Below are 25480 nucleotides of genomic sequence, written 5' to 3' on the forward strand. Positions count from 1 at the left end.
TTCGATCTACCGGACAAAAGACATTTCAGATTCTGGCCGTGCTGCCGATATGGCCTACATACCTCAGCTGGCTCAAACAACAACACCGCCCAGCATTCAGATCACACTTTGCGGAGCTTTCAATGAACAGCTGGTTCGGTAACATCAGCGTCAACCTCAAACTGGGCCTGGGCTTCGGCCTGGTGCTTGTCCTCACCTCGATCCTGGCATTGACCGGCTGGACCAGCCTGGGCGGCCTGATCGACCGCAGCAACTGGATGAGCGACATTACCCAGCTCAACGCCTCGCTGACCAAACTGCGCATTGCGCGCCTGCAGTACATGCTCGCCAACGGCGACGAAACCGTGGCCCAGAACGTACAAGCCAACCTGGATACGTTCGCCGCCCAGCAACAGAAGCTGCTGGACAGTTTCAAGAGCCCGGAAAACCTCAAGCTGCTCAACGAGCAGAAAGGTGTCATCACTGCCTATCAACAATCCCTGAACAAAATGCGAGAGGCCTACCGTAACGGCAACGCCTCACGCCAGGTGATGGGCGACAAGGCCGATATCGCCAACGCCCAGATCAACGCGTTGGAAGCCACCGTGAAGCAAATGCCTGACAGTTCGGAGCACCTGGCGCAGTTCCAGGCCGTGGCCGAAGCCAAGATGCAGTTCCAACTGGCACGCTTTGAAGTGCGCGGCTACACCGGCGATACCAACCCGGACACCGAAGCCCGCGCCGCCGCACAGATTGAAAAAGCCATTACCGGCCTGAAAGACCTCAACAGCGTCTTCGGCGCCAGCCAGCAAAGCGCACTGAGCGCGCTGGAAACCGCGCTCGGCGCCTACCGCAGCGCCCTGCAGAACTACAAGGCCGCTAACGCGAATATCGTCGCTGCCCGCGCCGAAATGACCACCCAGGGTGCCGACATCGTCACGCTCAGTGACAAGCTGTATGACATCCAGCTCACTCGTCGCGATGCCGAAAGTACCCAGGCGCGCAGCCTGCAACTGATCAGCACCCTGCTGGCGTTGCTGGTTGGCATCATCGCTGCCTGGGTGATCACCCGCCAGATCACACGCCCACTGCAAGACACCCTGGCGGTGGTCGAGCGCATCGCCTCCGGCGATCTGAGCCACAACATCCAGGTCACCCGCCGCGATGAACTGGGCGTGCTGCAACAAGGTATCCAGCGCATGGGCACCACCTTGCGTGAATTGATCAGCGGCATCCGTGACGGTGTGACGCAAATCGCCAGTGCCGCCGAAGAGTTGTCGGCCGTTACCGAACAGACCAGCGCGGGCGTCAACAGCCAAAAGGTCGAGACCGATCAGGTCGCCACCGCCATGCACGAAATGACCGCGACGGTGCAGGAAGTCGCGCGTAACGCAGAGCAAGCCTCCCTGGCGGCCTCCGACGCTGACGGCCAAGCCCGCGAGGGTGACAAGGTGGTCGCCGAAGCTATCGCCCAGATCGAGCGCCTGGCTGACGAAGTGGCGCGCTCCACCGACGCCATGTCGCATCTGCAACAAGAGAGCAACAAGATCGGCAGCGTGATGGACGTGATCAAGGCCGTGGCCGAGCAGACCAACCTGTTGGCCCTCAACGCCGCCATTGAAGCCGCTCGTGCCGGTGAAGCCGGGCGTGGCTTTGCCGTGGTCGCCGATGAGGTACGCGGCCTTGCCCAGCGCACGCAGAAATCCACCGAGGAAATCGAAGGCCTGGTCGCCGGTTTGCAGAACGGCACCCAGCAGGTGGCCAACGTGATGAACAACAGCCGCAGCCTCACCGACAGCAGTGTCGAGCTGACCCGCAAGGCCGGCGCCTCCCTGGAAAACATCACCCGTACGGTGTCGAACATCCAGTCGATGAATCAGCAGATCGCGGCGGCCGCCGAACAGCAAAGTGCCGTGGCTGAGGAGATCAGCCGCAGCATCGTGAATGTGCGCGATGTGTCGGAGCAGACGGCGACCGCCAGCAACGAGACCGCCAAGTCGAGCGTGGAACTGGCGCGATTGGGGAGCCAGTTGCAGCAGATGGTCAGTCATTTCCGGGTGTAAATAGCGCTATCACTGTGGCGAGGGAGCTTGCTCCCGCTGGGCCGCGAAGCGGCCCTGATCAAGTTGATGCCGATTCGGACTTGAAAGCCCAGTGAATGCTTTGGGGGCTGCTACGCAGCCCAGCGGGAGCAAGCTCCCTCGCCACAGGCAAACTTAGACATACTCGGCCCTCCGTGAGTTGGGCCTTACCTCCAGCGCACTTACCGGAACACGTGAGCCTTGGGACGCAGGTCGAATGCGTCCTTTGAGATAGCAACCCCGGCTACTCACTGGGTTTGCAAAAAAAACCGCCCTACTAAGGCGGTTTTTTATTGCCTGCGATAAAACGCACGACAACGCCCCCCGTGGAAGCAACTCCACTACAGAGACGAAAACCCACCGCCCAGCGCCCCGCTACGCGCCAGGAAACGCCCCGAGCGCTGACCATTGGCCTGCCCCTCGCTGTAGCTCAACACGCCATTGACCCACACCCGCTCAATCCCCTGCGCCGCCCGCTGCGGCTCCTTGAAATCCGCCACATCCCGTACGCGCAATGGGTCGAACAACACCAGGTCAGCCCAATACCCCTCACGAATCTCACCACGTTCGGTCAGGCCAAACCGCGCCGCCGACAGGCCGGTCATCTTGTGCACCGCCGTGTGCAGCGGGAACAGCCCTACGTCCCGACTGAAATGCCCCAGCACACGGGGAAACGCGCCCCACAAACGCGGATGAGGGAACGGGTCTTCAGGCAACCCATCGGACCCCACCATCGACAGCGGATGCGCGAGGATGCGTCGCACATCTGCCTCATCCATCCCGTAGTACACCGCGCCAGCCGGTTGCAGGCGACGGGCAGCGTCCATCAGCGAAAGCCCCCATTGGGCGGCAATGTCCTGCAGATCGCGCCCGCCCACTTCCGGGTGCGGCGTCGACCATGTGATGGTAATGCGAAACGCATCGGTGACTTGCTTCAAGTCCAGGGTCGATGAGCTGGCCGCATAGGGATAACAATCACACCCCACCGGATGGGTTTTCGCCGCCTGCTCCAGCGACGCCAGCAATTGCGGACTGCGCCCCCAGTTCCCCGCACCGGCGCATTTGAGGTGAGAAATGATCACCGGCGCCTTGGCGTGCCGACCAATCAGAAACGCCTCATCCATGGCCTCCAGCACCGGTTCGAATTCGCTGCGCAAATGGGTGGTGTACACCGCACCGAAGGCCGTCAGCTCTTCACTCAGTTGCAGCACCTCATCGGTCTTTGCATGGAACGCGCTGGCGTAGGCCAGGCCTGTGGATAAGCCCAGGGCACCCGCCTCAAGGCTCTCCTGCAACTGCCCACGCATAGCAGCAATTTCATCCGGTGTGGCGGTACGCTGCAAATCGTCCATGTGGTTGCTGCGCAGCGCCGTATGGCCAATCAATGCAGCCACGTTGACGGCCGGCTGGGCGCCTTCGACCGCAGCGCGATAATCGGCAAAGCGCGGGTAAGTGAACGCAGCGCGCGTGCCCAGCAGATTCATCGGGTCCGGCGGATCGCCGCGCAAACTCACCGGCGCGGCGCTGATGCCACAGTTGCCGACAATCACCGTCGTCACGCCCTGACTGAGCTTGGGCAGCATCTGCGGATGGCGGATCACCACCGTGTCATCGTGGGTGTGCACATCGACAAACCCCGGCGCCAGTACCAGGCCGCGGGCATCGACTTCATGTGCGGCGGTGACCGTTGCCAGATCACCGATCGCCTCGATACGCCCAGCCAAAACCCCCACATCGGCGAGATAGCCCGGCGTGTTGCTGCCATCAATGATCAGCGCCTGACGTATCAACGTGTCGTACTTCATCTCAATCTCCAAGGGGCAGGCTGTCGGGGCCGCCGCGATAATCGTCCAGGGCCAGCTTGATCCGGCGCAGCCGCTCCTGGTTGTCGTCCGGCTGGGCCAACGCCAGCTCGGTGGCAAGCAGATCTATGGCCAGCAGCATGCCGTAGCGCGCTGCGGTGGGCTTGTAGATAAAACTGGTTTCGGCCGGTTGCAGCGCCAGCACGACGTCCGCCAACTGCGCCAACGGCGAGTTGGCCAGGGTGATCGCGATGATGCGTGCCTCGTAGTTGCGCGCCAGTGCGACCACGTCGAGCAATTCAGGGGTCAACCCCGTGAGCGAGCAGACGATCAGCGCCTGTTCCGGCCCCAGTGTCGCCGCCGTGACGCGCATCATCACCGGGTCATGGCTGGCGGCAATCGAATAACCCAGGCGCACCAGACGCACCTGCAACTCATCGCTGCACAGGCTTGATGGGCCGCCCATACCGAAGGCATGGATCATCCGCGCCTTGCTCAACACACTGACCGCATCGGCAAAACTCGCCTGGCTGAACCCTGACAGGTGCTGACGCAGCGTGGCCTCGATATCGCCCAGGATCTGTCGATGAAAGGCCGATTGCTCCGGCAACCCCGCCGGGTCCAGGAAGCGGCTGCCGACGCCGCTGGCCTGCGCCAGTTGCAGGCGCAGGTCACGCAAGTCGCGGCACCCCACACTGCGTGCAAACCGCGATAACGTGGCCGTGCTGACCTCGGCCCGCAACGACAACGCCTCCAGGCTGGCCGACGCCGCAAAGCCCACATCATCGAGCATCAGCTTGGCGATACGGCCTTCACCGGCACTGAATGAATCCTGGCGGGCGCGAATCTGGTAGAGGATGTCCATGGTGGCTCCGGGTTACACAATCAGGCTCATAGGACCAGAGACAAGCCGTAGGTCAGGCCGAACGCAATCACCGAAATCAGCGTCTCCAGCACGGTCCAGGTCTTGAAGGTCTGGATGACCGTCATATTGAAGTATTCCTTGATCAGCCAGAAGCCGCCGTCATTAACGTGGGAAAAGATCACCGAACCTGCGCCGGTAGCCAGCACCAGCAACTCGGGATGTGGATAACCCAGGCCCATGGCAACCGGTGCCACCACGCCGGACGCGGTGGTCATGGCAACGGTGGCCGAGCCCGTGGCAATACGCATCAACGCAGCAAACAGCCAGCCCATCACCAGCGGCGACAGCTGGAAAGCATGGGCCAGGCCGAGAATTTCATGGGTGACGCCTGCATCCACCAGAATCCGATTCAAACCGCCGCCCGCCCCCACCAGCAAGGTGATGCTCGCGGTCGGCGCCAGGCATTCGTTGGTGAACTTGAGGATCGATTCGCGGTTGAAGCCTTGGGCGATCCCCAAGGTCCAGAAGCTGACAAGGGTCGCCACCAGCAGCGCGATCACCGAGTTGCCGATAAACAACAGGAACTGATTGAACCCGGTGCCCGGCGTGGAAAGCACGTTGGCCCAGCCGCCGATCATCATCAGCACCACCGGCAACAGGATGGTGCCCATGGTCAGTGTGAAACTCGGCAAGCGCGTACGCGGTTCGCGCTCGATGAACTGACGCTCCAGCGGGTTTTGCGCCGGCAACTGAATACGCGGCACGATGAATTTGGCGTAGACAGGGCCTGCAATGATCGCCGTCGGAATACCGATCAGGATCGCATACAGCACGGTCTGCCCCACCAACGCGTTATACGCCAGCACCGCCATCATCGCCGCCGGGTGCGGGGGCACCAGCGCATGCACCACCGACAGGCCGGCCACCATCGGCAGGCCGACCATCAGGATCGACACGCCCACCCGCCGCGCCACGGTAAACGCGATGGGCACCAGCAACACAAACCCGACCTCGAAAAACAGCGGCAACCCCACCAGGAACGCAATACACACCATCGCCCAATGCGCGTTACGCTCGCCGAAGCGGTTGATCAACGTACGCGCCACCTGCTCGGCGCCACCGGACTCGGCCATCATCTTGCCGAGCATGGTGCCCAACGCGACCACCAGCGCAATATGCCCCAGGGTTTTACCAACGCCCGCTTCATACGAGCCCATGATCGTGTCCGCCGGCATCCCGGCCATCAGCGCCAGGCCGATGGACACCAGGGTGATGACGATAAACGGGTTGAGTCGGTAACGTGCAATCAGCACGATCAAAGCAATGATGGCGATGGCAGCGTATGCCAATAGCCCGAAGCCCGGTGATGCGGCCATGCGGTACTCCTCGGAAAGGGTCACGTCGAATAGGTTGTGAAACTCATAAATCATTCCTCGGTGGTATTTTCAATTTTTATGAAATTAATTTTCGCCCACGGATAAGCGCCGTCGCGTTGGGATATGCCCAACACCTGTGCATGAAAATCCGGGGGGTGTTCTTACATGAAGATCAGAGAACAACGGAAACTCAGGCGCCCGCCCCAAGTCATAGAATGCGCATTCACTCACGCCCAGGAAAACCGACCATGATTCGCTCATCCCTCGCCGCCGGCGCCCTGCTGCTCGCCCTGTGCGGCACAGCTTCAGCTGCCGATAACGCCGTGTTGAACAAGTGCATGGACAGCGCCAACACCACCGCCGACATGGTCGGTTGCAATACCCAGGCCGCCAAAGTGCAGGATGAACGCCTGAACAGAGCTTACAAGACTGCGCTTGCCGCTCAGGACGGCCCACGTAAACAGCAACTGCAAGACGTGCAGCGCCTGTGGATAAAGTACCGTGACGCCAATTGCGCCTTCGCCGGCAGCGCAACCGGCGGCAGCATCGATCAGGTCAATGGCTCGGGCTGCGTGGTGGACATGACCCAGACCCGCGCCCAGGAATTGGAAGACCTGGTCGGGCCTTGATCAATCCGGTTGAACGCGGGCACGCTTGAGCAGCTTCTTGCAGCGCTCCGACAAATGCAGCACCCGCAGGTGCTTGCCCGCCTTGGCGTAACGCTCGCGCAAGGTCATCAACGCGGCAATCGCCGAATAGTCGACAAAGCTCAGGTGACGGCAATCCAGCGTCACCTGGGCCGGGTCATTGGCCGGGTCGAACTGGTTCAGAAACGGCGTGGTCGAGGCGAAAAACAATGTGCCGTGCAGGCGGTAGAGTTTGCTGCCATCGGCCTCCAGCGACTCATCGGCGTACAGCTCACGCGCCTGTTGCCAGGCGAAGTTGAGCGCCGCAATCACAATGCCGCATAACACAGCGGTCGCCAGGTCAGTGAACACCGTGATCACCGTCACCGCGAGAATTACCAGCACGTCGTTGAACGGCACCTTGTTGATCACCCGCAGCGACGCCCAGGCGAAGGTCTGCTGGGACACCACGAACATCACCCCGACCAGCGCCGCCAGCGGAATCCGCTCGATCAACGGCGACAGAAACAGAATGAACAACAGGATCATCACCCCGGCAAACACGCCGGAAAACCGCCCGCGCCCGCCCGAGCTGAGGTTGATCACGGTTTGCCCGATCATCGCGCAACCGCCCATGCCGCCGAACAGTCCCGAGACCATATTCGCCGCGCCCAGGGCGACGCTTTCACGGTCGGGGTAGCCACGGGTTTCGGTGATTTCGTCGGTGAGGTTCAGGGTCAGCAGGGTTTCCAGCAGCCCGACCATGGCCATCAGGAACGCATAGGGTGCGATGATGCCGAGGGTTTCCAGGGTCCAGGGGATTTGCGGCAGCGCAAAGGTCGGCAAGCCGCCGGCAATGTGGGCCATGTCGCCCAACGTGCGCGTCGGCAGGCCAAGCAGGTACACCGCCAGGCCCACACCCAGAATCGCCACCAAGGCAGGCGGCACGGCGCGGGTCAGGCGTGGCAGCAGGTAGACGATGGCCATGGTGACCAGTACCAGGCCCGCCATCACATACAACGGTGTGCCGCTGAGCCAGGTGTCACCGCTCTTGAAGTGCTCCAACTGCGCCAGCGCGATGATGATCGCCAAGCCGTTGACGAAGCCGAGCATCACCGGGTGCGGCACCATGCGCACCAGCTTGCCCAGGCGCAGGACGCCAAAGGCAATCATGATCAGCCCGCCCAGCAACACCGTCGCCAGCAGGTACTCCACGCCGTGCTGCACCACCAGTGCGACGATCACCACCGCCATCGAGCCGGCGGCGCCCGAGACCATACCCGGCCGGCCGCCGAACAACGCGGTGAGGGTGCAGATGATAAAGGCGCCGTAGAGCCCCATCAGCGGGTTGAGGTGGGCCACCAGGGCAAAGGCGATGCATTCGGGCAGCAGCGCAAAAGACGTGGTGAGGCCGGCCAGGGCATCGGCGCGCAGACGGGAGAGCTTCATGAGGTACCAGGGCATTGCGGGGATAAGGCGGGGAATGGTACGGAAATGAGGCGGGTGGGGATAGCCTTATGGACCGAGTCGTGCCTATCGGGAGCAAGCCCCCTCCCACAATTGACCGCGTTCCAGCTTTGGAATGCAGGCAACTGTGGGAGGGGGCTTGCTCCCGATAGGCAGCGCCACGGTATCAAACGAACATCAAACCATCTCGTGGCGAATCCACTCGATCACCGACTGACGCCTGGGCTCCCATCCCAACAACTCACGGGCCTGTTTGCCCCGCACCCGGCTGTTGGAGCCCAGGCCATAGTTGGCCATTTCATAGCCCCACTCGGCTTCAGCTTCGGCCAATGGCCAATCCTGGGGTTGACCCAGCTTCAGGGCTTCGGCCATGGCGCGGGTCATGTCGGCAAACGCCGCTTCGCCGCTTTCTACAAAGTAGAAAGTGCCCGGTACGTTCCGGGTCAGGGCCAGCAGGTACAGAGCCACCACGTCTTCAATATGCACGTTGGACCAAATGTTCTGCCCCGGGCCGACATGGCGCACCACCCCACTCTTGCGCGCCTGCTTGAGCAAACGCGGCAATTGCACGCTGTCACGCTTCACGCCCAGGCTGTGGCCGTAGATCAGGGTGTTGCAGATCACCGCCGAGTTGACGCCCTCTTGGGCGGCAGCGAGGATCAGATTATCGATGGCCACCCGCGCGGCCTTGTCGACCGTCGGCTCCGGCAGGTTGTCTTCAAAATAGATCACATCGCTGGCCTTGCCGCCCGACGCATCACCCACGATGCTCGAACCGCTGGTGTGCAGGAACGGCTTGTTCGAACCTTTCAACGCGGCGAGCAACGTTTCTACAGCGCCACGATGGTCGCTGCTGGCGGCGTTGATCACTGCATCGGCTTGTTGAGCCTGCGTGGTCAACAGCGCGGCATCCTCGAGCGTGCCGATCACTGGGGTGATGCCCAGGGCGGTCATTTCAGCGGCCTGTTCGGCGCTGCGTACCAGACCGGTCACGGTGTGGCCGGCCTTGACCAGGCCGGTGGCGATGGAGCCGCCGATAAAACCGGCTGCACCGGTTACGAATACGTTCATGGAGTGTGCTCCTGACGAGATCAATGTGGGAGCCAGTATCTGCCCCCCATCCCCGTCAAATAAGCCCTCCGCGCCCAATTCACTCTTGCGCTCAAGTCACGAATCAGCGGGCATACCGCGCCAGCTTGGCCTGGATAAAGTCCAGGAAGCACTGGATGCGCAGCGCCAGTTGCGAGTTGCGGTAAAACACCGCGTTGATCGGCTGGCGGTAACCACTGTTGAATGTTTCCAGCACCGGCACCAGGCGCCCGGCGTGGATGTCTTCGAAGGTCATGAAGTTGGACAGGCAGCAAATGCCCTGCCCTTCCAACGCCAGATGCCGCAGGGTCTCGCCGCTGGAGGCGGCGATGCCGGGTCGGATCAGCCAGCGGTCGCCTTCCACGTGGCGCAGCGGCCAATGGTTGAGGGTTTCGGTCTGGGTGAACCCCAGCAGGGTGTGATCCGCCAATTCGGCCACCGTGCTCGGTGTGCCGTACTGCTTGAGGTAGGTGGGGCTGGCCAGGATGTGCAACGGCGACCAGCCCAGGGAGCGCGCATGCAGGGTCGAATCGGCCAGCGTACCGATGCGGATGGCAATGTCGGTGCTCTGTTCCAGCAGGTCGATGATCAGATCATCGCTGTTCAGTTCCAGCTGGATATCGGGGTAGAGGCTGCGAAATTCGGCGATGTACGGCAATATCCCATGCAGCATGAACGGTACGGCAGCATTGATGCGCAAGCGCCCGGCAGGTTTTTTCTGGCGTGACGACAGGCGTTCTTCCAGCTCATCCATCTGCGCCAGGATCACCTTGGCCTGCTCAAAGAAGTACTTGCCCTCTTCGGTCAGGTCCATGCGCCGCGTGGTGCGATTGATCAGCGTCGTCTCGAGCTTGGCTTCCAGGCGCGACAGGGTGCGGCTGACCGCCGACGGCGTCTGACCGACCTGCTCCGCCGCAGCGGAAATCGAGCCGCATTCAATCACGCTGACGAAGGTTTGTAGCTCATCGGATCGGGCTTTCACAGACTGTCCTCTTTTCGGGTGCCTGCAAAAATACCCTTAACGGGAACGCACGAATAAGCCTTTTCAACCGCCAACCAGCAAATGACCGCCCAATAGCGCCATGCCGACAAAAAACACGCGCTTGAACACCGCCGCACTGATGCGTTGGCGCACGACCTGGCCGAGCCACATCCCCAGCAACGCAGGCACCATGGCCAACAGTGACGCATTGATTTCCCCAGCGCCCAACGTGCCACGCCAAAGCAGCCCGGCCGCCAGTGCCAGTGTAGAAACGCTGAACGACAGCCCCAGCGCCTGCACCAGTTGATCGCGATTCAAGCCCATGGCCTGCAGATACGGCACCGCCGGGATCACGAAGACGCCAGTGGCCGAAGTGATGACGCCGGTGATCAGCCCACACACCGGGCCCAACCAGCGTTCGGTCTCAGGCTTGACCTTGAACGTGGGCAAGCACAACCCGCTCAACGCATACACCAGCAACGCAGCGCCCAACGCACGCACCGCCCCATGGCCACCGTCCATTCCCAGCCACTGCGTACCGAGCCCGGTGCCGAGGAAAATCAGTAGCAGCATCGGCCACAGGCGCTTGAGCAAGTCACTCAAATGGCCGCCAAAGGCCAGTTGCCAGTGGTTGGTGACCATCGAGGGAATGATCAGCAATGCCGCAGCCTGTGCCGGTAACATAGCCAGGCCGAGCAACCCCATGGCCACCGTGGGCAGGCCAAGGCCAATCACACCCTTGACGGTACCGGCCAGCAAAAACGTGCCAGCTACCCACAACGTCAGGGCCGGGCCTATGTTCTGGTAGAACGCGAGGAAAGTATTCATGCCGCGATTGTGGCGTTTTTCGAGCTGGCCGAAAATTCGCCATATACTGAGGCAGACTCTTGTTTTGCCGTAGGCACATGCCATGCACTTTGACCTGATCGACCTGCGCCTCTACTTGCATATCCTCGACACCGGCAATATCACCGCAGGCGCGGCGCGCAGCCATTTATCACTGGCGGCGGCCAGCGCACGCATCCGCGCAATGGAAGCGTCGCTGGGGGTCGAGTGCCTTGAGCGCGGCCGTCGCGGTGTCACGCCCACCGCCGCCGGCAAAGCCCTGGCCCGGCATGCCCGCTTGCTGTTGCAACAGGCCGAGCACTTGCAACAGGACCTGGCGGAATACGCCAAAGGGATCAAGGGCCAGGTACGCCTGTTGTGCAACACCACGGCCCTGAGCGAATACCTGCCGGAATTGCTGGCGGACTTTTTGCGCGAACACCCCAACCTCGAGATCGACCTGCAGGAACTGCCGAGCCTGCGTATCACCCAGTCCTTGCGCCAAGGCACGGCAGACCTGGGGATCATCTCCGACGCGGTGGATACCCACGGCCTGCAAACCCTGGCGTTTCGCGATGACCCGCTGGTGTTGATCCTGCCCCTCGAGCATCCCTTGGCAGCCGGCACCGTGAGTTTTATCGACAGCCTGCAACACGACTTCGTCGGCCTGAGCGCCGACAGCGCGCTGTCGATCTACCTGGAGGAACAGGCGCTGCACAGCGGGTTTCGCTTGCAGACGCGCATCCGTGCCGAAGGGTTTGAGGGGGTGATGCGCATGGTCGCCCGCGGTGCCGGCCTGGGCATCGTGCCCCAGGCCGCCCTGGACCGCTGGCCGTCGCAGCGCCGCTTCAAGGCCCAGCCATTGCGCGAAGCGTGGGCCTGTCGACAGCTGCTGCTATGCGCACGCTCGTTCGACCATCTACCGGGTTACGCCAGGGCTTTGTTCGACGCCTTGGCCTTGCCCTTGCGGAAAAAACCGTAGTACACCGCCGACAGAATCAGCAGGAACGGCACGCCGAACACCAGGGTCATCTTGAACGCCTCGGTGAAGTACGTGGTGATCATCACCGCCCCCATCAACACCAGGCCCAGCAAGGTGCTGTAGGGAAACAGCCGCAGTTGGAACGACAGCTTCGGCCCGCCATGGCGTTGGCGATAGCGGCGGAAGAACAGGTGCGTGAGGAAGATCATGAACCAGGTGAAGATCGCACCGAACATCGAAATCGCCATCATCAGGGTGAACGAGCTTTCCGGGTACACCACGTTCAACAAGGTCGCCAAGGCAATCCCCGAGCTGGACAACAGCAAGGCATTCAGCGGAATGCCGCTCTTGCTCAACGCCCCCATGGACTTGGGGGCAAACCCTGCACGCGACAAGCTGAACAGCATGCGCGTGGTGATGTAGAGCTGGCTGTTCATCGCCGACAGCGCCGCGATCAGGATCACGAAATTCATCACGCCGGTGGCGCCGGGAATACCGATGGTCTGCATCACCGTGACAAACGGACTCTGGGTTTGCCCGGCCTGGCTCCACGGCACGATGGCAAGCATCAGGGCCAGGGTCAGCAGATAGAACACCACCAGGCGCACGATGGTCGCACGAAAGGCCTTTTTCACTGCCTGCTCGGGGTCTGCCGCTTCACCGGCGGCGACTGCGATCATCTCCACGCTCAAATAGCTGAAGATCGACACGATCACCGCGATCCACATACCGCTCAGGCCATGCGGGAAAAAACCGTCGTGAGACGTGTAGTTGTGCACGCCGTATTCCGGGTTGCCGGAGCCGAACACCACGTACACCGCAAGGATGATGAAGCCGACGATGGCGCTGATCTTGATCGTCGAGAACCAGTACTCGAAGTTGCCGAAGGTTTTCACGCTGATCGCATTGAGCAGGATCAGCACACTGGAAAACGACACGATCCACACCCACTCCGGCACATTGGCGAACCAGTACTTCATGTACATCGCCACCGCCGTGACCTCGGCACCCACCGCCAGCACAATCGCCGCCCAGTACGCATAGCGCACGAGGAAACCGGCCAGCGGGCTGATGTAGAACTCGGCATAGGCGCCAAAGGAGCCCGAGGTGGAGTGAGCCACCGTCATCTCCGCCAGGCAGCCCATCAACAGCAAGGTGATCAACGCGCCGATGGCGTAGCTCACCAGCACACTGGGCCCGGCGTAGCCGATGGCATAGGCGCTGCCCATGAACAGCCCTGTGCCGATGGCGCCACCGATGGCGATCATGCTCATCTGGCCGGAGGTGAGCTGGCGCCTCAGGCCCAGTTCGCGGTGGGTGATCTCTGCAAAGCCGTGGTCTGGCGTGGTCACGTGGTGTGCCCCTTTATTATTGTGATTGCACAGTGGGTGTGGTGTTGGCGCAGTTACTGTGGGAGGGGGGCTTGCTCCCGATGGCGGTCTGAAGTCAAAGCATTGGGTGACTGACACACCGCTATCGGGAGCAAGCCCCCTCCCACATTTAGACCTGCATGCCTGTCAGGTGACGCTGTTGCGCACCTTGAATTGCGGCTGGTCCCAGGTGCGGTTGTCGAGGATTTCGCCAAGGATCTGCACGGCGTCAAATACCTCGGTAAAGCCGGTGTAAAGCGGGGTAAACCCAAAGCGCATGATGCGCGGCTCGCGGTAATCACCGATCACGCCACGGGCGATCAACGCCTGGATCACCGCATAGCCTTCTGGGTGTTCGAAACTCACATGGCTGCCACGCCGGGCATGCTCACGGGGCGTGATCAACACCAGGCCGTGGGCGGCGCAACGGGTTTCAACCAATGCGATAAACAGGTCGGTCAACGCCAGGGATTTTTTGCGCAGGCTGGCCATATCGGTCTGGGCAAAAATCTCCAGGCCGCATTCCACCATGGCCAGCGAAGTGATCGGCTGGGTGCCGCACAGATAACGCGCGATGCCGACGCTGGGGGCGTAGGTCGATTCCATGGCGAACTGTCGGGTATGCCCAAACCACCCCGACAACGGCTGGCGCACCACATCCACCAGCGCCGGGTTGACCCACACAAACGCCTGGGAACCCGGCCCACCGTTGAGGTACTTGTAGGTGCAGCCAATCGCGTAATCGGCCTCGGCCTGGTGCAGATCAATGGGGACTGCACCCGCAGAGTGAGCCAGGTCCCAGAGGCTCAGCGCGCCGCATTCGTGGCTCAAGGCAGTGAGCGCCTGCATGTCGTACATGTAGCCGGTCTTGTAGTTGACGTGGGTGAGCATCACCACCGCGACATCCTGGTCGATGGCCTGGGGCAGTTCAGCCGGGCTGTTCACCAGGCGCAGGCAATAGCCCTGCTGCAGCAACTCGGCCAGGCCCTCGGCGATATACAAATCAGTTGGGAAGTTGCTCGCCTCGCTGACGATGACCTTGCGCTGAGGCTGGCGTTGGCGCTGCACGCTCAACGCGGCGCTGAGCACCTTGAACAGGTTGATGGACGTGGTATCGGTGATCGCCACTTCGCCCTCCCGTGCGCCGATCAATGGTGCCAGGCGATCGCCCAGGCGCAGTGACAACTGTGCCCAACCGGCGCTGTTCCAACTGCGAATCAAGCCATCGCCCCATTCCTCGGCGATCACCTGTTGCGCACGCTCAAGGGCCGCCACCGGGCGGGCGCCGAGGGAATTGCCGTCGAGGTAGATCACCCCCGCAGGCAGGGCGAACCGGTTGCGCAACGGGGCAAGGGGATCCTCGGCATCGAGGGCTTGGCAGTGGCTTCGAGTGGTCATGGGCGGTCCTGGTTTTTATAAGTGACGTTGAGCCAAATAATGAACGAAGTTTTAGAGAATTTTCGTGCAAAGTGCCGCGCAACAGGCTAATTAAGCTGTAGGAAATTCGAATTTAACCCCCAAACACGCGGATTTATTCTAAGCATGATTCTCGACACCACCGACCTGCGCCTCCTGCATTTCCTGCAACAGGATGGCCGTATCAGCAACCAGGAACTGGCGGAAAAAGTCGCGCTGTCGCCGTCCGCCTGCCTGCGCCGTTTGCGCCTGCTGGAGAGCGAGGGAATCATCAGCGGCTACCGCGCCGTATTGAATGCCGAGCGGTTGGGCATCGAGCTGGAGGCCATCGTGCACCTGTCGCTGCGCCAGGATGTGGAGGACTGGCATGAGACGTTCATCAAGAAGGTGCAAGGCTGGCCGGAGGTGGCCAGTGCATACGTGATTACCGGAGCGAGCAACTATGTGTTGCGCGTGCAGGCGCGCAACCTCAAGCACTTTTCGGACTTTATCGTGAACCACCTGAACCGCACGGCGGGGGTGATGGATATACGTTCGGAGATTGTGTTGCAGAAGATCAAGGATCGGGACGAAGTGCTCGACCTGGTGGTGCGCAAATAACGCCGACAATACAGATCCAATGTGGGAGGGGGCTTGCCCCCGATAGCGGTGCATCAGTCGACATATCAGCCACTGACACACCGCGATCGGGAGCAAGCCCCCTCCCACATTTTTTGACCGCGTTCAGTCTTCCAGAGCGCGAACTCGCTGCATGCGCTTTTGCTCTACCGGCGCGGCGGCGGCTTGCAACTCAAAGTCAAAATCAATCTGCGCAAAACGCCCTTCCACACCTAGCTCCCGTGCCAGCTGCGGGTCGTCACTGAAACGGATCTGGGCAATCAACTCATCGCGTGTCGCATAGGCAAAGTCATCATGCAGGTACGGGTCATCCGACAGGTTGATCTGCGTGGTCAGGTGCCGGTACCCAGGCGCCGAAATGAAGAAGTGAATATGCGCCGGCCGCTGCCCATGACGCCCCAGTTGATCGAGCAATTGTTGAGTTGGGCCGGTTGGCGGGCAGCCGTAGCCGGACGGCACGATGCTGCGAAAACGGTAGTTGCCCTGGGCATCGGTCTCGATGCGCCGGCGCAGGTTGAACTCCGATTGCGTGGAGTCGAACCACGAATAAGTGCCGCCGGTATTGGCCTGCCACACATCCACAATCGCCCCCGCCAGTGGCTTGCCGTCGGTGTCGCGCACCTGCCCGCGCATAAACAGCGGCACCGCGTCGTCCAGGCCATCATCCAGCCGTGCTTCGTACTTGCTCAGCGGCGCCCCGGCCACATACAGCGGGCCTTCGATGGTGCGCGGCGTGCCGCCGGACTTGCCCGCTTGCTCATCGGCAGCGTCCATCAGCAGGTCCAGGTAATGCTCAAGGCCAAGTCCGGCCGCGAGCAAACCGGCTTCCTGGTGCTTGCCCAGCTCATTGAGGTAATTGACCGCCTTCCAGAACTCTTCCGGAGTCACTTCCAGGTCTTCGATGATGTTTACGGTGTCGCGCAAAATACGGTAGATCAGGGTCTTGGTGCGCGGGTTGCCGCCGTCATTGAGGTTACCGCTGACTTCTTCAAGAAACTGTTGGGCGTGCAGCGTCTGGGACAGTCGGATGGACATGGTGCATTCCTCATCTTGTAGTTATTCGGTGTAGAAGCAGGCTTAACGGTCGTCGTCATGGATCGACGATGGGTGACGACACAGAGCGTTGACCTCGATCGTCATATAAGGGAACAGCGGCAATTGCATCAGCAGGTCGTGCAGCGCTTGCACGCTGTCGACATCGAACACGCTGTAGTTGGCGTAATGCCCGGCGATCCGCCACAGGTGGCGCCACTGGCCCTCTTGCTGCAGGCGCTGCGCCAAGGCTTTCTCTTCGGCCTTCAAGGCCGCTGCACGTTCGGGGTTCATGTCCAAAGGCAGGTTCACGGTCATTTTTACGTGGAACAACATGGCAGGCGCCTCTTAGTGTTTATCACGACGCGAGAACGCCAGGCGCTCTTCATCGATGGCCAGGCCCAGGCCCGGTGCGGTGGAGACATGCAGTTGGAAATCGCGATACACCGGTGGCTCGGTCAGGATGTCCTCGGTGAGCAGCAGCGGACCGAACAGTTCGGTGCCCCACGCCAACTGGTTCAGCGTGAGAAAGGCATGGGCCGAAGCCAGGGTGCCGATTCCCCCTTCGAGCATGGTGCCGCCATACAGGCCGATACCTGCCGCTTCGGCAATCGCAGCGGTGTGCAATACGGCGCGCGGGCCGCCATTCTTGGCGATCTTCAGGGCGAACACCGAGGCGGCGCCTTCGCGAGCCAGGTTGAAGGCGTCTTCCACACACTCGATAGACTCATCGGCCATGATCGGCGCCGGGCTCGACAGGTTGAGTCGCGCCATGCCGCCACGGTTGTTACGCGAGATCGGTTGTTCGATCAGATCGATACCGTTATCGCCCAGCACCCTGCACGCGCGCAGGGCCACCGCCTCGTCCCAGGCCTGGTTGACGTCGACCCGCACACTGGCACGATCGCCCAGGGCCTTTTTGATCGCGATCACATGGGCCAGGTCACGGTCCACCTCACCCGCGCCGATCTTCAATTTGAACAGGCGATGGCGACGCAGGTCGAGCATCTTTTCGGCCTCGGCAATGTCTTGCTCGGTATTGCCGCTGGCCAGGGTCCAGGCCACCGGCAAGGCATCACGTACGCGCCCGCCGAGCAGTTCGCTGACCGGCAGATCGAGGCGTTTGCCGAGGGCGTCGAGCAAGGCCGTTTCGATGCCGGATTTGGCGAAGGTGTTGCCGCGAATGCTGCGTGCAAGGCGCAGCATGGCCGCGTTGATATTGCTCGCGTCCTGGCCGATCAGCAGCGGGGCGAAGTGCCGGTCGATGTTGACCTTGATGCTGTCCGGGCTCTCGTTGCCGTAGCTCAGGCCCCCGATGGTGGTGGCTTCGCCGAGGCCTTCGATACCGTCGCTGCAACGCAGGCGGATGATCACCAGGGTCTGGTTCTGCATCGTGTGCATCGCCAGCTTGTGCGGGCGGATAGTCGGGAGGTCGACGATGATCGTCTCGATCGACTCGATGGTACAAATCGGCATAACTATACCCGCTGGGTTCTTTATGGGTTTGAGCCGATTCTGCTGCGCAATTTCACGGGCTTCCAATATAGAATTGGTCTCAAGCGATACCCTACAGGTATCAAAGGAGTCGATATGGAACTGCGTCATCTGCGCTATTTCCGGGTACTGGGTGAAACCCTGAACTTCACCCGCGCCGCCGAACGCCTGCACATTGCCCAACCGCCGCTGAGCCGGCAGATCCAGCAGTTGGAAGATGAGCTGGGCGTGACGCTGCTGGAGCGCGGCCGGCCGCTGCGGCTGACCGAAGCCGGACGGTTTTTCTATGAGCACGCCAAGGTGCTGCTGGAGCAGTTGAACACGGTCTGCGACAACACGCGGCGCATCGGCCTGGGCGAGAAAACCTGGCTGGGCATCGGCTTTGCACCGTCGACCCTGTATGGCGTGCTGCCGGAATTGATCCGCCGGCTGCGCAATCACGAGACGCTGGAACTGGAGCTGGGGTTGTCGGAGATGACCACCTTGCAGCAGGTCGAAGCCCTCAAGGCAGGGCGCATTGATGTGGGCTTCGGGCGTATTCGCATCGACGACCCGGCCATCGTCCAGCGTGTGCTGGTGGAAGATCGGCTGGTGGCCGTGCTGCCGGCCGGCCACCCGTTGCTCGACGCGCCCGCGACCCTCGCTCAATTGGCCTCCGAGCCTTTCGTGCTCTACCCCGGCAACCCGCGCCCCAGCTATGCCGACCATGTGATCGCACTGTTCGACGCGCAGGGTTTGAGCCTCAAGGTTGCGCAATGGACCAACGAACTGCAGACCGCCATCGGCCTGGTCGGCGCAGGCATGGGCCTGACGCTGGTGCCGGCCTCGGTGCAGGTGCTGCACCGCGCCGATATCGGCTACACACCGATAGTGGAAAGCACCGCGACCTCGCCGATCATTCTCAGCCGCCGGGTGAATGACCAGTCGCCTGGGCTCAGTCATTGCCTGCAACTGGTGGAAGCGTTGACAAACTAATGTGGGAGGGGGCTTGCTCCCGATGGCGGGGTACCAGTCGATACAGCGTTGACTGAACCACCGCTATCGGGAGCAAGCCTCCTCTCACATTGGATCTTCATGGGCTTCATAGACTGCGCAGCCGCTTGCGCTGCTGGGTCTGGCTCGGCGACTCATCGAACAGCTTGCGATACTCCGCCGCAAACCGCCCCAGGTGGGTGAAGCCCCAGCCCAGGGCGATTTCGGAAATGGTGCGGGTAGCGCCGTGTTCGAGGATTTCCTGGCGCACCGCGCCCAGCCGGTATTTTTTCAGATAGGCCATGGGCGACAGGGCGAAGTACTTGCGGAACGCGTCGAACAGCTTGAACCGGGAGACACCTGCGGCGGTTTCCAGGTCTTCCAGGTGCACTGCTTCGCGGGCATTGTCGTGGATGTATTGCCGAGCACGGATCAGATAGTGCGGCAGTTTCACCCCGAGCACGTCGCGCAATTCTTCGGAGTAATTATTCGGCTGGGCCAGGATCAACCCCTTGATCAACGAGCTTTCCAGGTCCCGGGTAAACGCCGTCTGCTCATACAATTCGCTGCTGTGCTCCAGCTCCGCAATGAAGTAGCGCGCCATGCGCCACCAGGATGCCGAGGCGCCCTCCACCGCGTCCATCACCGACTCAAAACGCAGCGGTGCCTCAATCGGCCGTTGCAGCAGTCCCTCCAGCGACTCACTCATCGCCGCCCGCGTAATCACGACCTGCAACTTGCGGCAATCACCGGAAATCGCCAGTACCTGATGCTCGTTGGGCGAGATGATCACCCCTTGGTCGCGATTGGAACTCAGGCGCTCACCGTTCTTGCTCAACTCTTGCTCGCCCACCAATGGCAGGCTGAGGCTATAGCTGCTGAAGTGCTCGGCGTCTTCGATGTCGATAGTCACATCCGTGCCGTATTCGATCACGCCCAGGGTGGTGGCGCGGGACTTGAGCACATTGGCGCTGTGATGGAAGCGCAGGCGTTCGGGCGTGGCCGTCACCAGGCGATGCGGCCCGCAAATACCGGACATCCAGCTGCGGGCGCCTTCCAGGTCGAAGCGTTGAATCGTTTGGCTGCTCATCAGGGTGCACCCACGGCGGTTAGGCATTTGCGCGCTCTGGCGGCGCGTCGTTGTGGTTTGACAGCAAGTAATGCGCCACGCCCGCTCAATTGCCAGCGGGTGGATAGCAATGGACGACTAAGTGGATAAGCAGTCGGCTTTTGCGACCATCGCCCTGCAAGACAGTAGCGCATCCCGTCACCGCCATGCACTGGGTTGGGTATTTGCTGCCCACTTATCCGGGGCAATTTTCCGGAGCAGGTTCCCCCATTAAGCGGATAGCCCACGCCCTGCCCCGCTGCCTCTAATAAACCACCGATTAGCCCTATCAAAAAGGTGCCTCCCATGAGTGGTGCAAGAAGCGTCGAGCAATGGAAAACATTTATTGAAGGCTGCCTGGATTTTCGCCCGGTGGATGAAGTGTTCCGCATTGCCCGCGACATGTTCACCGAGCCGCAACTGTTCGACCTGGAGATGGAACTGATCTTCGAAAAGAACTGGATCTATGCCTGCCACGAAAGCGAACTGGCCAACAACCACGACTTCGTGACGATGCGCGCCGGGCGCCAGCCGATGATCATCACCCGCGACGGCGAAGGCCAGCTCAATGCACTGATCAACGCCTGCCAGCATCGCGGCACGACCCTGACGCGGGTCGGCAAAGGCAACCAATCCACCTTCACCTGCCCCTTCCATGCCTGGTGCTACAAGAGCGACGGCCGGTTGGTAAAGGTCAAGGCGCCAGGGGAATACCCGGAGGGTTTCGACAAGGCCACGCGCGGACTGAAAAAGGCACGTATCGAGAGCTACAAGGGCTTCGTGTTTATCAGCCTGGACGTGAATGGCAGCGACAGCCTGGAAGACTTCCTCGGCGATGCCAAAGTGTTCTTCGACATGATGGTCGCCCAGTCCGCCACCGGGGAGCTGGAAGTGCTGCCGGGCAAGTCCGCCTATACCTATGACGGCAACTGGAAGCTGCAGAACGAGAACGGCCTGGACGGTTATCACGTCAGCACCGTGCACTACAACTACGTGGCCACGGTGCAGCATCGCCAACAAGTGAATACCGAGAACGGCAGCGGGTCTGCCGCCACCCTGGACTACAGCAAGCTCGGTGCCGGCGACGCGAATACCGATGACGGCTGGTTCGCCTTCAACAATGGCCACAGCGTGCTGTTCAGCGATATGCCCAACCCCAGCGTGCGCTCCGGCTACGCCACCATCATGCCGCGCCTGGTGTCCGAACACGGCCAGCAAAAGGCCGAGTGGATGATGCACCGCCTGCGCAACCTGAATATCTACCCGAGCCTGTTCTTCCTCGACCAGATCAGCTCGCAGCTGCGCATCATCCGCCCGGTGGCGTGGAACAAGACCGAGATCATCAGCCAGTGCCTGGGGGTGAAGCACGAGTCTGACGCCGACCGTGAAAACCGCATCCGCCAGTTCGAAGACTTCTTCAACGTGTCCGGCATGGGCACCCCGGATGACCTGGTGGAGTTCCGCGAAGCCCAGCGCGGTTTCCAGGGCCGCCTGGAACGCTGGAGTGATATTTCCCGCGGCAGCCATCGCTGGGAAACCGGGCCGACGCCGAACAGCGAGGCCATCGGCATCCAACCGGCCATGACCGGCACCGAATTTACCCACGAAGGTTTGTATGTGAACCAGCACCGCAACTGGCAGCAGTTCCTGCTCAACGGGCTCGATCAAAAAGCCTTGAAACTGCGGGAGGTGAACTGATGAACGCGCAATTGCAGTACCGGATCGAGCAATTTTTCTACCGCAAGTCCGAACTGTGCGACGCCCAGGATTGGGACGCCTATGTGCAGTTGTTCGACCCGCAAAGCGAATTCCACCTGCCGCAATGGGATTCGGAACACGTCTATACCCGCGACCCCAAGCGGGAGATGTCGCTGATCTATTACGCCAACCGTTCGGGCCTGGAAGACCGCGTGTTCCGCTTGCGTACCGGCAAGGCGGCTTCGGCGACCCCGATGCCACGCACCTTGCACCTGATCAATAACGTGCGGATTGCCGAGCAGGCGGACGGCACGTTGGAGGTGCGCTTGAACTGGCACACGCTGTTTTACCGCCTGGCCACGTCGGAGCAGTTTTACGGGCACGCTACATATCGTCTCAAACCCCATGGCGACAGCTGGTTGATCATGCGCAAACACACGTTGCTGCTCAACGACACCATCAACTCGGTGCTGGATTTCTATCACCTCTAACCACGTGTAGTAAGCGGGCTTGCCCCGCGCTGGAGTGCACAGCCCTCCTGTTTTTTGGGGCCGCTACGCAGCCCAGCGCGGGGCAAGCCCGCTCACTACAAGTTCGCATGCTGATGTGGAGCACAATGGATGAATCACAAAGTGGCCTTCAGTTTTGCCGACGGCAAGACCTTGTTCTTTCCCGTAGGCGCCCATGAAATCCTGCTGGATGCGGCCTTGCGCAACGGCATCAAGATCCCGCTGGATTGCCGCGAAGGCGTCTGTGGTACCTGCCAGGGACGTTGCGAGTCCGGCGAATACACCCAGGACTATGTGGACGACGAGGCGCTTTCCAGCCTCGACCTGCAACAGCGCAAGATGCTCAGTTGCCAGACCCGGGTGAAGTCCGATGCGACGTTCTATTTCGATTTTGACTCAAGCCTGTGCAACGCTGCGGGGCCGGTGCAGGTGCGCGGAACAGTCAGCGCGGTGCAGCAGGTGTCGGCCAGCACCGCGATCCTGCAGGTGCAGCTTGATCAACACCTGGATTTCCTGCCCGGCCAATACGCCCGCCTGGCGGTGCCCGGCACCGACAGTTGGCGTTCTTACTCCTTCGCCAACCGTGCGGGCAAGACGCTGCAATTCCTGGTGCGCCTGCTGCCGGACGGGGTGATGAGCAACTACTTGCGCGAGCGCTGCCAGGTCGGTGATGAAGTGCTGATGGAAGCGCCCTTGGGGGCGTTCTACCTCAGGCACGTCACCCAGCCGCTGGTGCTGGTAGCCGGCGGTACCGGGCTGTCGGCGTTACTGGGCATGCTCGATGAGCTGGCCGCCAACGGTTGTGAGCAACCGGTGCATCTGTATTACGGTGTGCGCGGCGCCGAAGATTTGTGCGAAGCGGCGCGTATTCAGAGTTATGCCTCGAAAATTGCTGATTTTCGCTACACCGAGGTCTTGAGTGACCCGTCCCCCGAGTGGCCTGGCAAGCGCGGCTACCTCACCGAACATTTCGACCTGGCCGAATTACGGGACAGATCGGCCGATATGTACCTGTGCGGTCCCCCTCCAATGGTCGAATCCATCCAACAATGGCTGACGGATCAGGCGCTTAACGACGTTCAGCTGTATTACGAAAAGTTCACGCAGAGTAATATCTGACCCTCAGTACTTCTGAGGGGCGGATGCGGCGTGCACTTACCCTAAGAAAAACAAGCAGAAGGGAATGTTAATGGCGGATGACATGGTTAACCCGGTGGGCCTCAAGCGTGGCCTGAAGAACCGGCATATTCAGCTGATCGCCTTGGGAGGGGCGATTGGCACGGGGTTGTTCCTCGGCTCGGCCGGGGTACTCAAGTCGGCGGGGCCGTCGATGATTCTCGGTTACGCGATTGCCGGTTTTATCGCATTCCTGATCATGCGCCAGCTCGGCGAGATGATCGTCGAAGAGCCCGTGGCCGGTTCCTTCAGCCACTTCGCGCATAAATACTGGGGCGGTTACGCAGGCTTCCTGGCCGGCTGGAACTACTGGGTGCTCTACGTCCTGGTGGGCATGGCCGAACTGACGGCGGTGGGCAAGTACATCCAGTTCTGGTGGCCCGAGATCCCGACTTGGGTCAGTGCGCTGGTGTTCTTTGTCGCGGTGAACCTGATCAACACCCTGAACGTGAAGTTCTTCGGTGAGGCCGAATTCTGGTTTGCGATCATCAAGGTGGTGGCGATTGTCGGCATGATCGTGCTCGGCTGCTACCTGCTGTTCAGCGGCAGCGGCGGCCCTCAGGCGAGCGTCAGCAATCTGTGGAGCCACGGTGGTTTCTTCCCGAATGGCGGCATGGGGCTGTTGATGTCCATGGCCTTCATCATGTTCTCGTTCGGTGGCCTGGAGCTGGTGGGTATTACCGCCGCCGAAGCCAGTGAGCCGCGCAAGGTAATCCCGAAAGCCATCAACCAGGTGGTGTACCGGATCCTGATTTTCTACGTCGGCGCCCTGACCGTACTGCTGTCGCTGTACCCCTGGGACCAGCTGCTGCAAACCCTTGGCGCCTCGGGCGATGCCTATAGCGGCAGCCCGTTTGTGCAGATCTTCTCGCTGATCGGCAACGACACGGCAGCGCACATCCTCAACTTCGTGGTGCTGACGGCGGCGCTGTCGGTGTACAACAGCGGTGTGTACTGCAACAGCCGCATGCTGTTCGGCCTGGCCGAGCAAGGCGACGCTCCGAAGTCGCTGATGAAGCTCAACAAGCAAGGCGTGCCGATCCGCGCCCTGGCGATTTCGGCCCTGGTGACGATGCTGTGTGTGGTGGTCAACTACGTCGCGCCGAAAAGTGCCCTGGAGTTGCTGTTTGCGCTGGTGGTTGCCTCGTTGATGATCAACTGGGCGCTGATCAGCATCACCCACATCAAGTTCCGCAAGGCCATGGGTGAACAGGGCCTGACACCGTCGTTCAAGACCTTCTGGTTCCCGTTCAGCAACTACCTGTGCCTGGCGTTCATGGTGATGATCATCAGTGTCATGCTGGCGATTCCAGGGATCAGCGAGTCGGTGTATGCGATGCCGGTGTGGGTGGGGATTATCTACATTGCCTACCGGTTGCGGATCAGAAACGCGAAAGTAGCCGTGGCACAGTCATGATCATTCCCACGCTCCGCGTGGGAATGCCGCCCAGGACGCTCTGCGTCCGCCTTCAGAGACGTGACGCGGAGCGTCACAGCCTGCGTTCCCACGCAGAGCGTGGGGACGATCAAATCAAACGCGAAAGTAGCCGTGGCACAGTCATGATCGTTCCCACGCTCCGCGTGGGAATGCCGCCCAGGACGCTCTGCGTCCGCCTTCAGAGACGTGACGCGGAGCGTCACAACCTGCGTTCCCACGCAGAGCGTGGGGACGATCAAACGCGAAAGTAGCCATGGCGCAGTCATGCTCGTTCCCACGCTCCGCGTGGGAATGCCGCCCAGGACGTTCTGCGTCCGCCTTCAGAGACGTGACGCGGAGCGTCACAGCCTGCGTTCCCACGCAGAGCGTGGGGACGATCAAACGCAAAAGTAGCCATGGCGCAGTCATGCTCGTTCCCACGCTCCGCGTGGGAATGCCGCCCTGGACGCTCTGCGTCCGCCTTCAGAGACGTGACGCGGAGCGTCACAGCCTGCGTTCCCACGCAGAGCGTGGGGACGATCAAACGCGAAAGTAGCCATGGCGCAGTCATGCTCGTTCCCACGCTCCGCGTGGGA

Annotated in this window: 21 protein-coding genes and 2 pseudogenes; 10 read left to right on the plus strand and 13 right to left on the minus strand. The window is 61.2% G+C overall.

Going from position 1 to position 25480, the window contains the following annotated elements; translation table 11 throughout:
• Positions 1-122 precede the first annotated feature (122 nt).
• Both C9383_RS28780 and C9383_RS28785 read left to right on the plus strand, forming a co-directional pair.
• Positions 123-1139: pseudogene (locus C9383_RS28780) on the plus strand (methyl-accepting chemotaxis protein); the annotation flags it as partial.
• Positions 1140-1448: 309 nt separating this feature from the next.
• Positions 1449-2042, plus strand: a pseudogene (locus C9383_RS28785) (methyl-accepting chemotaxis protein); the annotation flags it as partial.
• 359 nt (positions 2043-2401) lie between these two features.
• Here the strand turns inward: C9383_RS28785 and C9383_RS26735 are convergent.
• Genes C9383_RS26735 through C9383_RS26745 form a run of 3 tightly spaced genes read right to left on the minus strand, consistent with a single transcriptional unit; the run spans position 2402 to position 6157 of the window.
• A complete protein-coding gene (locus C9383_RS26735; RefSeq protein WP_090368574.1) occupies positions 2402-3865 on the minus strand; it encodes an N-acyl-D-amino-acid deacylase family protein in 1464 nt (487 codons plus the stop codon).
• Position 3866: 1 nt separating this feature from the next.
• Entirely contained in the window at positions 3867-4727 is an 861-nt protein-coding gene (locus C9383_RS26740; RefSeq protein ID WP_060754399.1) for a MurR/RpiR family transcriptional regulator, read from the minus strand.
• Positions 4728-4753: 26 nt separating this feature from the next.
• Positions 4754-6157, minus strand: coding sequence for a GntT/GntP/DsdX family permease (locus C9383_RS26745; protein ID WP_090368571.1), 1404 nt, complete (start codon positions 6155-6157; stop codon positions 4754-4756).
• 194 nt (positions 6158-6351) lie between these two features.
• On the opposite strand from C9383_RS26745, the gene C9383_RS26750 reads away from it, so the two are divergent.
• The gene (locus tag C9383_RS26750; RefSeq protein ID WP_090368568.1) at positions 6352-6732 is read left to right on the plus strand and encodes a lysozyme inhibitor LprI family protein; all 381 of its coding nucleotides are present in this window, start codon (positions 6352-6354) and stop codon (positions 6730-6732) included.
• Here C9383_RS26750 and C9383_RS26755 read toward each other — a convergent pair whose 3' ends face one another.
• The 4 genes from C9383_RS26755 to C9383_RS26770 all read right to left on the minus strand — a co-directional run bounded on the left by C9383_RS26755 (position 6733) and on the right by C9383_RS26770 (position 11095).
• A complete protein-coding gene (locus C9383_RS26755) occupies positions 6733-8178 on the minus strand; it encodes a SulP family inorganic anion transporter (RefSeq protein ID WP_090368565.1) in 1446 nt (481 codons plus the stop codon). It lies immediately after the preceding gene.
• A gap of 195 nt (positions 8179-8373) precedes the next feature.
• Entirely contained in the window at positions 8374-9267 is an 894-nt protein-coding gene (locus C9383_RS26760) for an NAD-dependent epimerase/dehydratase family protein (RefSeq protein WP_090368562.1), read from the minus strand.
• Between the two features lie 103 nt (positions 9268-9370).
• Positions 9371-10267 carry a LysR family transcriptional regulator gene (locus C9383_RS26765; protein ID WP_060754404.1) on the minus strand — a complete coding sequence of 299 codons (897 nt, stop codon included), beginning with the start codon at positions 10265-10267 and terminating at the stop codon, positions 9371-9373.
• 63 nt (positions 10268-10330) lie between these two features.
• Positions 10331-11095 carry a sulfite exporter TauE/SafE family protein gene (locus C9383_RS26770; RefSeq protein ID WP_090368559.1) on the minus strand — a complete coding sequence of 255 codons (765 nt, stop codon included), beginning with the start codon at positions 11093-11095 and terminating at the stop codon, positions 10331-10333.
• 82 nt (positions 11096-11177) lie between these two features.
• Here C9383_RS26770 and C9383_RS26775 point away from each other — a divergent pair, with 82 nt between their 5' ends.
• Positions 11178-12074 carry a LysR family transcriptional regulator gene (locus C9383_RS26775; RefSeq protein WP_090368556.1) on the plus strand — a complete coding sequence of 299 codons (897 nt, stop codon included), beginning with the start codon at positions 11178-11180 and terminating at the stop codon, positions 12072-12074.
• On the opposite strand, the gene C9383_RS26780 is transcribed toward C9383_RS26775, so the two are convergent.
• Positions 12020-13426 (minus strand): amino acid permease, encoded by a 1407-nt coding sequence (locus tag C9383_RS26780; protein WP_090368552.1) that lies wholly within the window; start codon positions 13424-13426, stop codon positions 12020-12022. The genes C9383_RS26775 and C9383_RS26780 overlap by 55 nt on opposite strands.
• A 165-nt stretch (positions 13427-13591) precedes the next feature.
• Positions 13592-14842: a kynureninase gene (gene kynU, locus C9383_RS26785; protein WP_090368550.1), complete on the minus strand. Its 1251-nt coding sequence runs from the start codon at positions 14840-14842 to the stop codon at positions 13592-13594.
• Positions 14843-14986: 144 nt separating this feature from the next.
• Here kynU and C9383_RS26790 point away from each other — a divergent pair, with 144 nt between their 5' ends.
• Entirely contained in the window at positions 14987-15460 is a 474-nt protein-coding gene (locus C9383_RS26790; RefSeq protein WP_090368548.1) for an Lrp/AsnC family transcriptional regulator, read from the plus strand.
• Between the two features lie 123 nt (positions 15461-15583).
• On the opposite strand, the gene catA is transcribed toward C9383_RS26790, so the two are convergent.
• Genes catA through C9383_RS26805 form a run of 3 tightly spaced genes read right to left on the minus strand, consistent with a single transcriptional unit; the run spans position 15584 to position 17986 of the window.
• Positions 15584-16513, minus strand: a complete 930-nt coding sequence (gene catA, locus C9383_RS26795) for a catechol 1,2-dioxygenase (protein WP_090368546.1) — start codon at positions 16511-16513, stop codon at positions 15584-15586.
• 42 nt (positions 16514-16555) lie between these two features.
• Positions 16556-16846 (minus strand): muconolactone Delta-isomerase, encoded by a 291-nt coding sequence (gene catC, locus C9383_RS26800; RefSeq protein ID WP_060754411.1) that lies wholly within the window; start codon positions 16844-16846, stop codon positions 16556-16558.
• 12 nt (positions 16847-16858) lie between these two features.
• Positions 16859-17986 (minus strand): muconate cycloisomerase family protein, encoded by a 1128-nt coding sequence (locus C9383_RS26805; protein WP_090368544.1) that lies wholly within the window; start codon positions 17984-17986, stop codon positions 16859-16861.
• 114 nt (positions 17987-18100) lie between these two features.
• On the opposite strand from C9383_RS26805, the gene C9383_RS26810 reads away from it, so the two are divergent.
• A complete protein-coding gene (locus C9383_RS26810) occupies positions 18101-18979 on the plus strand; it encodes a LysR family transcriptional regulator (protein WP_090368542.1) in 879 nt (292 codons plus the stop codon).
• Positions 18980-19085: 106 nt separating this feature from the next.
• On the opposite strand, the gene C9383_RS26815 is transcribed toward C9383_RS26810, so the two are convergent.
• The gene (locus C9383_RS26815; protein WP_090372307.1) at positions 19086-20066 is read right to left on the minus strand and encodes an AraC family transcriptional regulator; all 981 of its coding nucleotides are present in this window, start codon (positions 20064-20066) and stop codon (positions 19086-19088) included.
• Positions 20067-20390: 324 nt separating this feature from the next.
• Here C9383_RS26815 and antA point away from each other — a divergent pair, with 324 nt between their 5' ends.
• From antA to C9383_RS26835, 4 genes are all read left to right on the plus strand, one after another.
• Positions 20391-21782, plus strand: a complete 1392-nt coding sequence (antA, locus tag C9383_RS26820; protein WP_060754414.1) for an anthranilate 1,2-dioxygenase large subunit — start codon at positions 20391-20393, stop codon at positions 21780-21782.
• Entirely contained in the window at positions 21782-22273 is a 492-nt protein-coding gene (antB, locus tag C9383_RS26825; RefSeq protein ID WP_060754415.1) for an anthranilate 1,2-dioxygenase small subunit, read from the plus strand. The genes antA and antB overlap by 1 nt, the downstream gene beginning before the upstream one ends.
• A gap of 129 nt (positions 22274-22402) precedes the next feature.
• Positions 22403-23410: an anthranilate 1,2-dioxygenase electron transfer component AntC gene (gene antC, locus C9383_RS26830; protein WP_090368540.1), complete on the plus strand. Its 1008-nt coding sequence runs from the start codon at positions 22403-22405 to the stop codon at positions 23408-23410.
• Positions 23411-23480: 70 nt separating this feature from the next.
• Entirely contained in the window at positions 23481-24884 is a 1404-nt protein-coding gene (locus tag C9383_RS26835; RefSeq protein ID WP_090368538.1) for an amino acid permease, read from the plus strand.
• Positions 24885-25480: the final 596 nt, after the last annotated feature.

This window comes from Pseudomonas palleroniana (genome assembly GCF_003031675.1).
GTDB lineage: Bacteria > Pseudomonadota > Gammaproteobacteria > Pseudomonadales > Pseudomonadaceae > Aquipseudomonas > Aquipseudomonas palleroniana.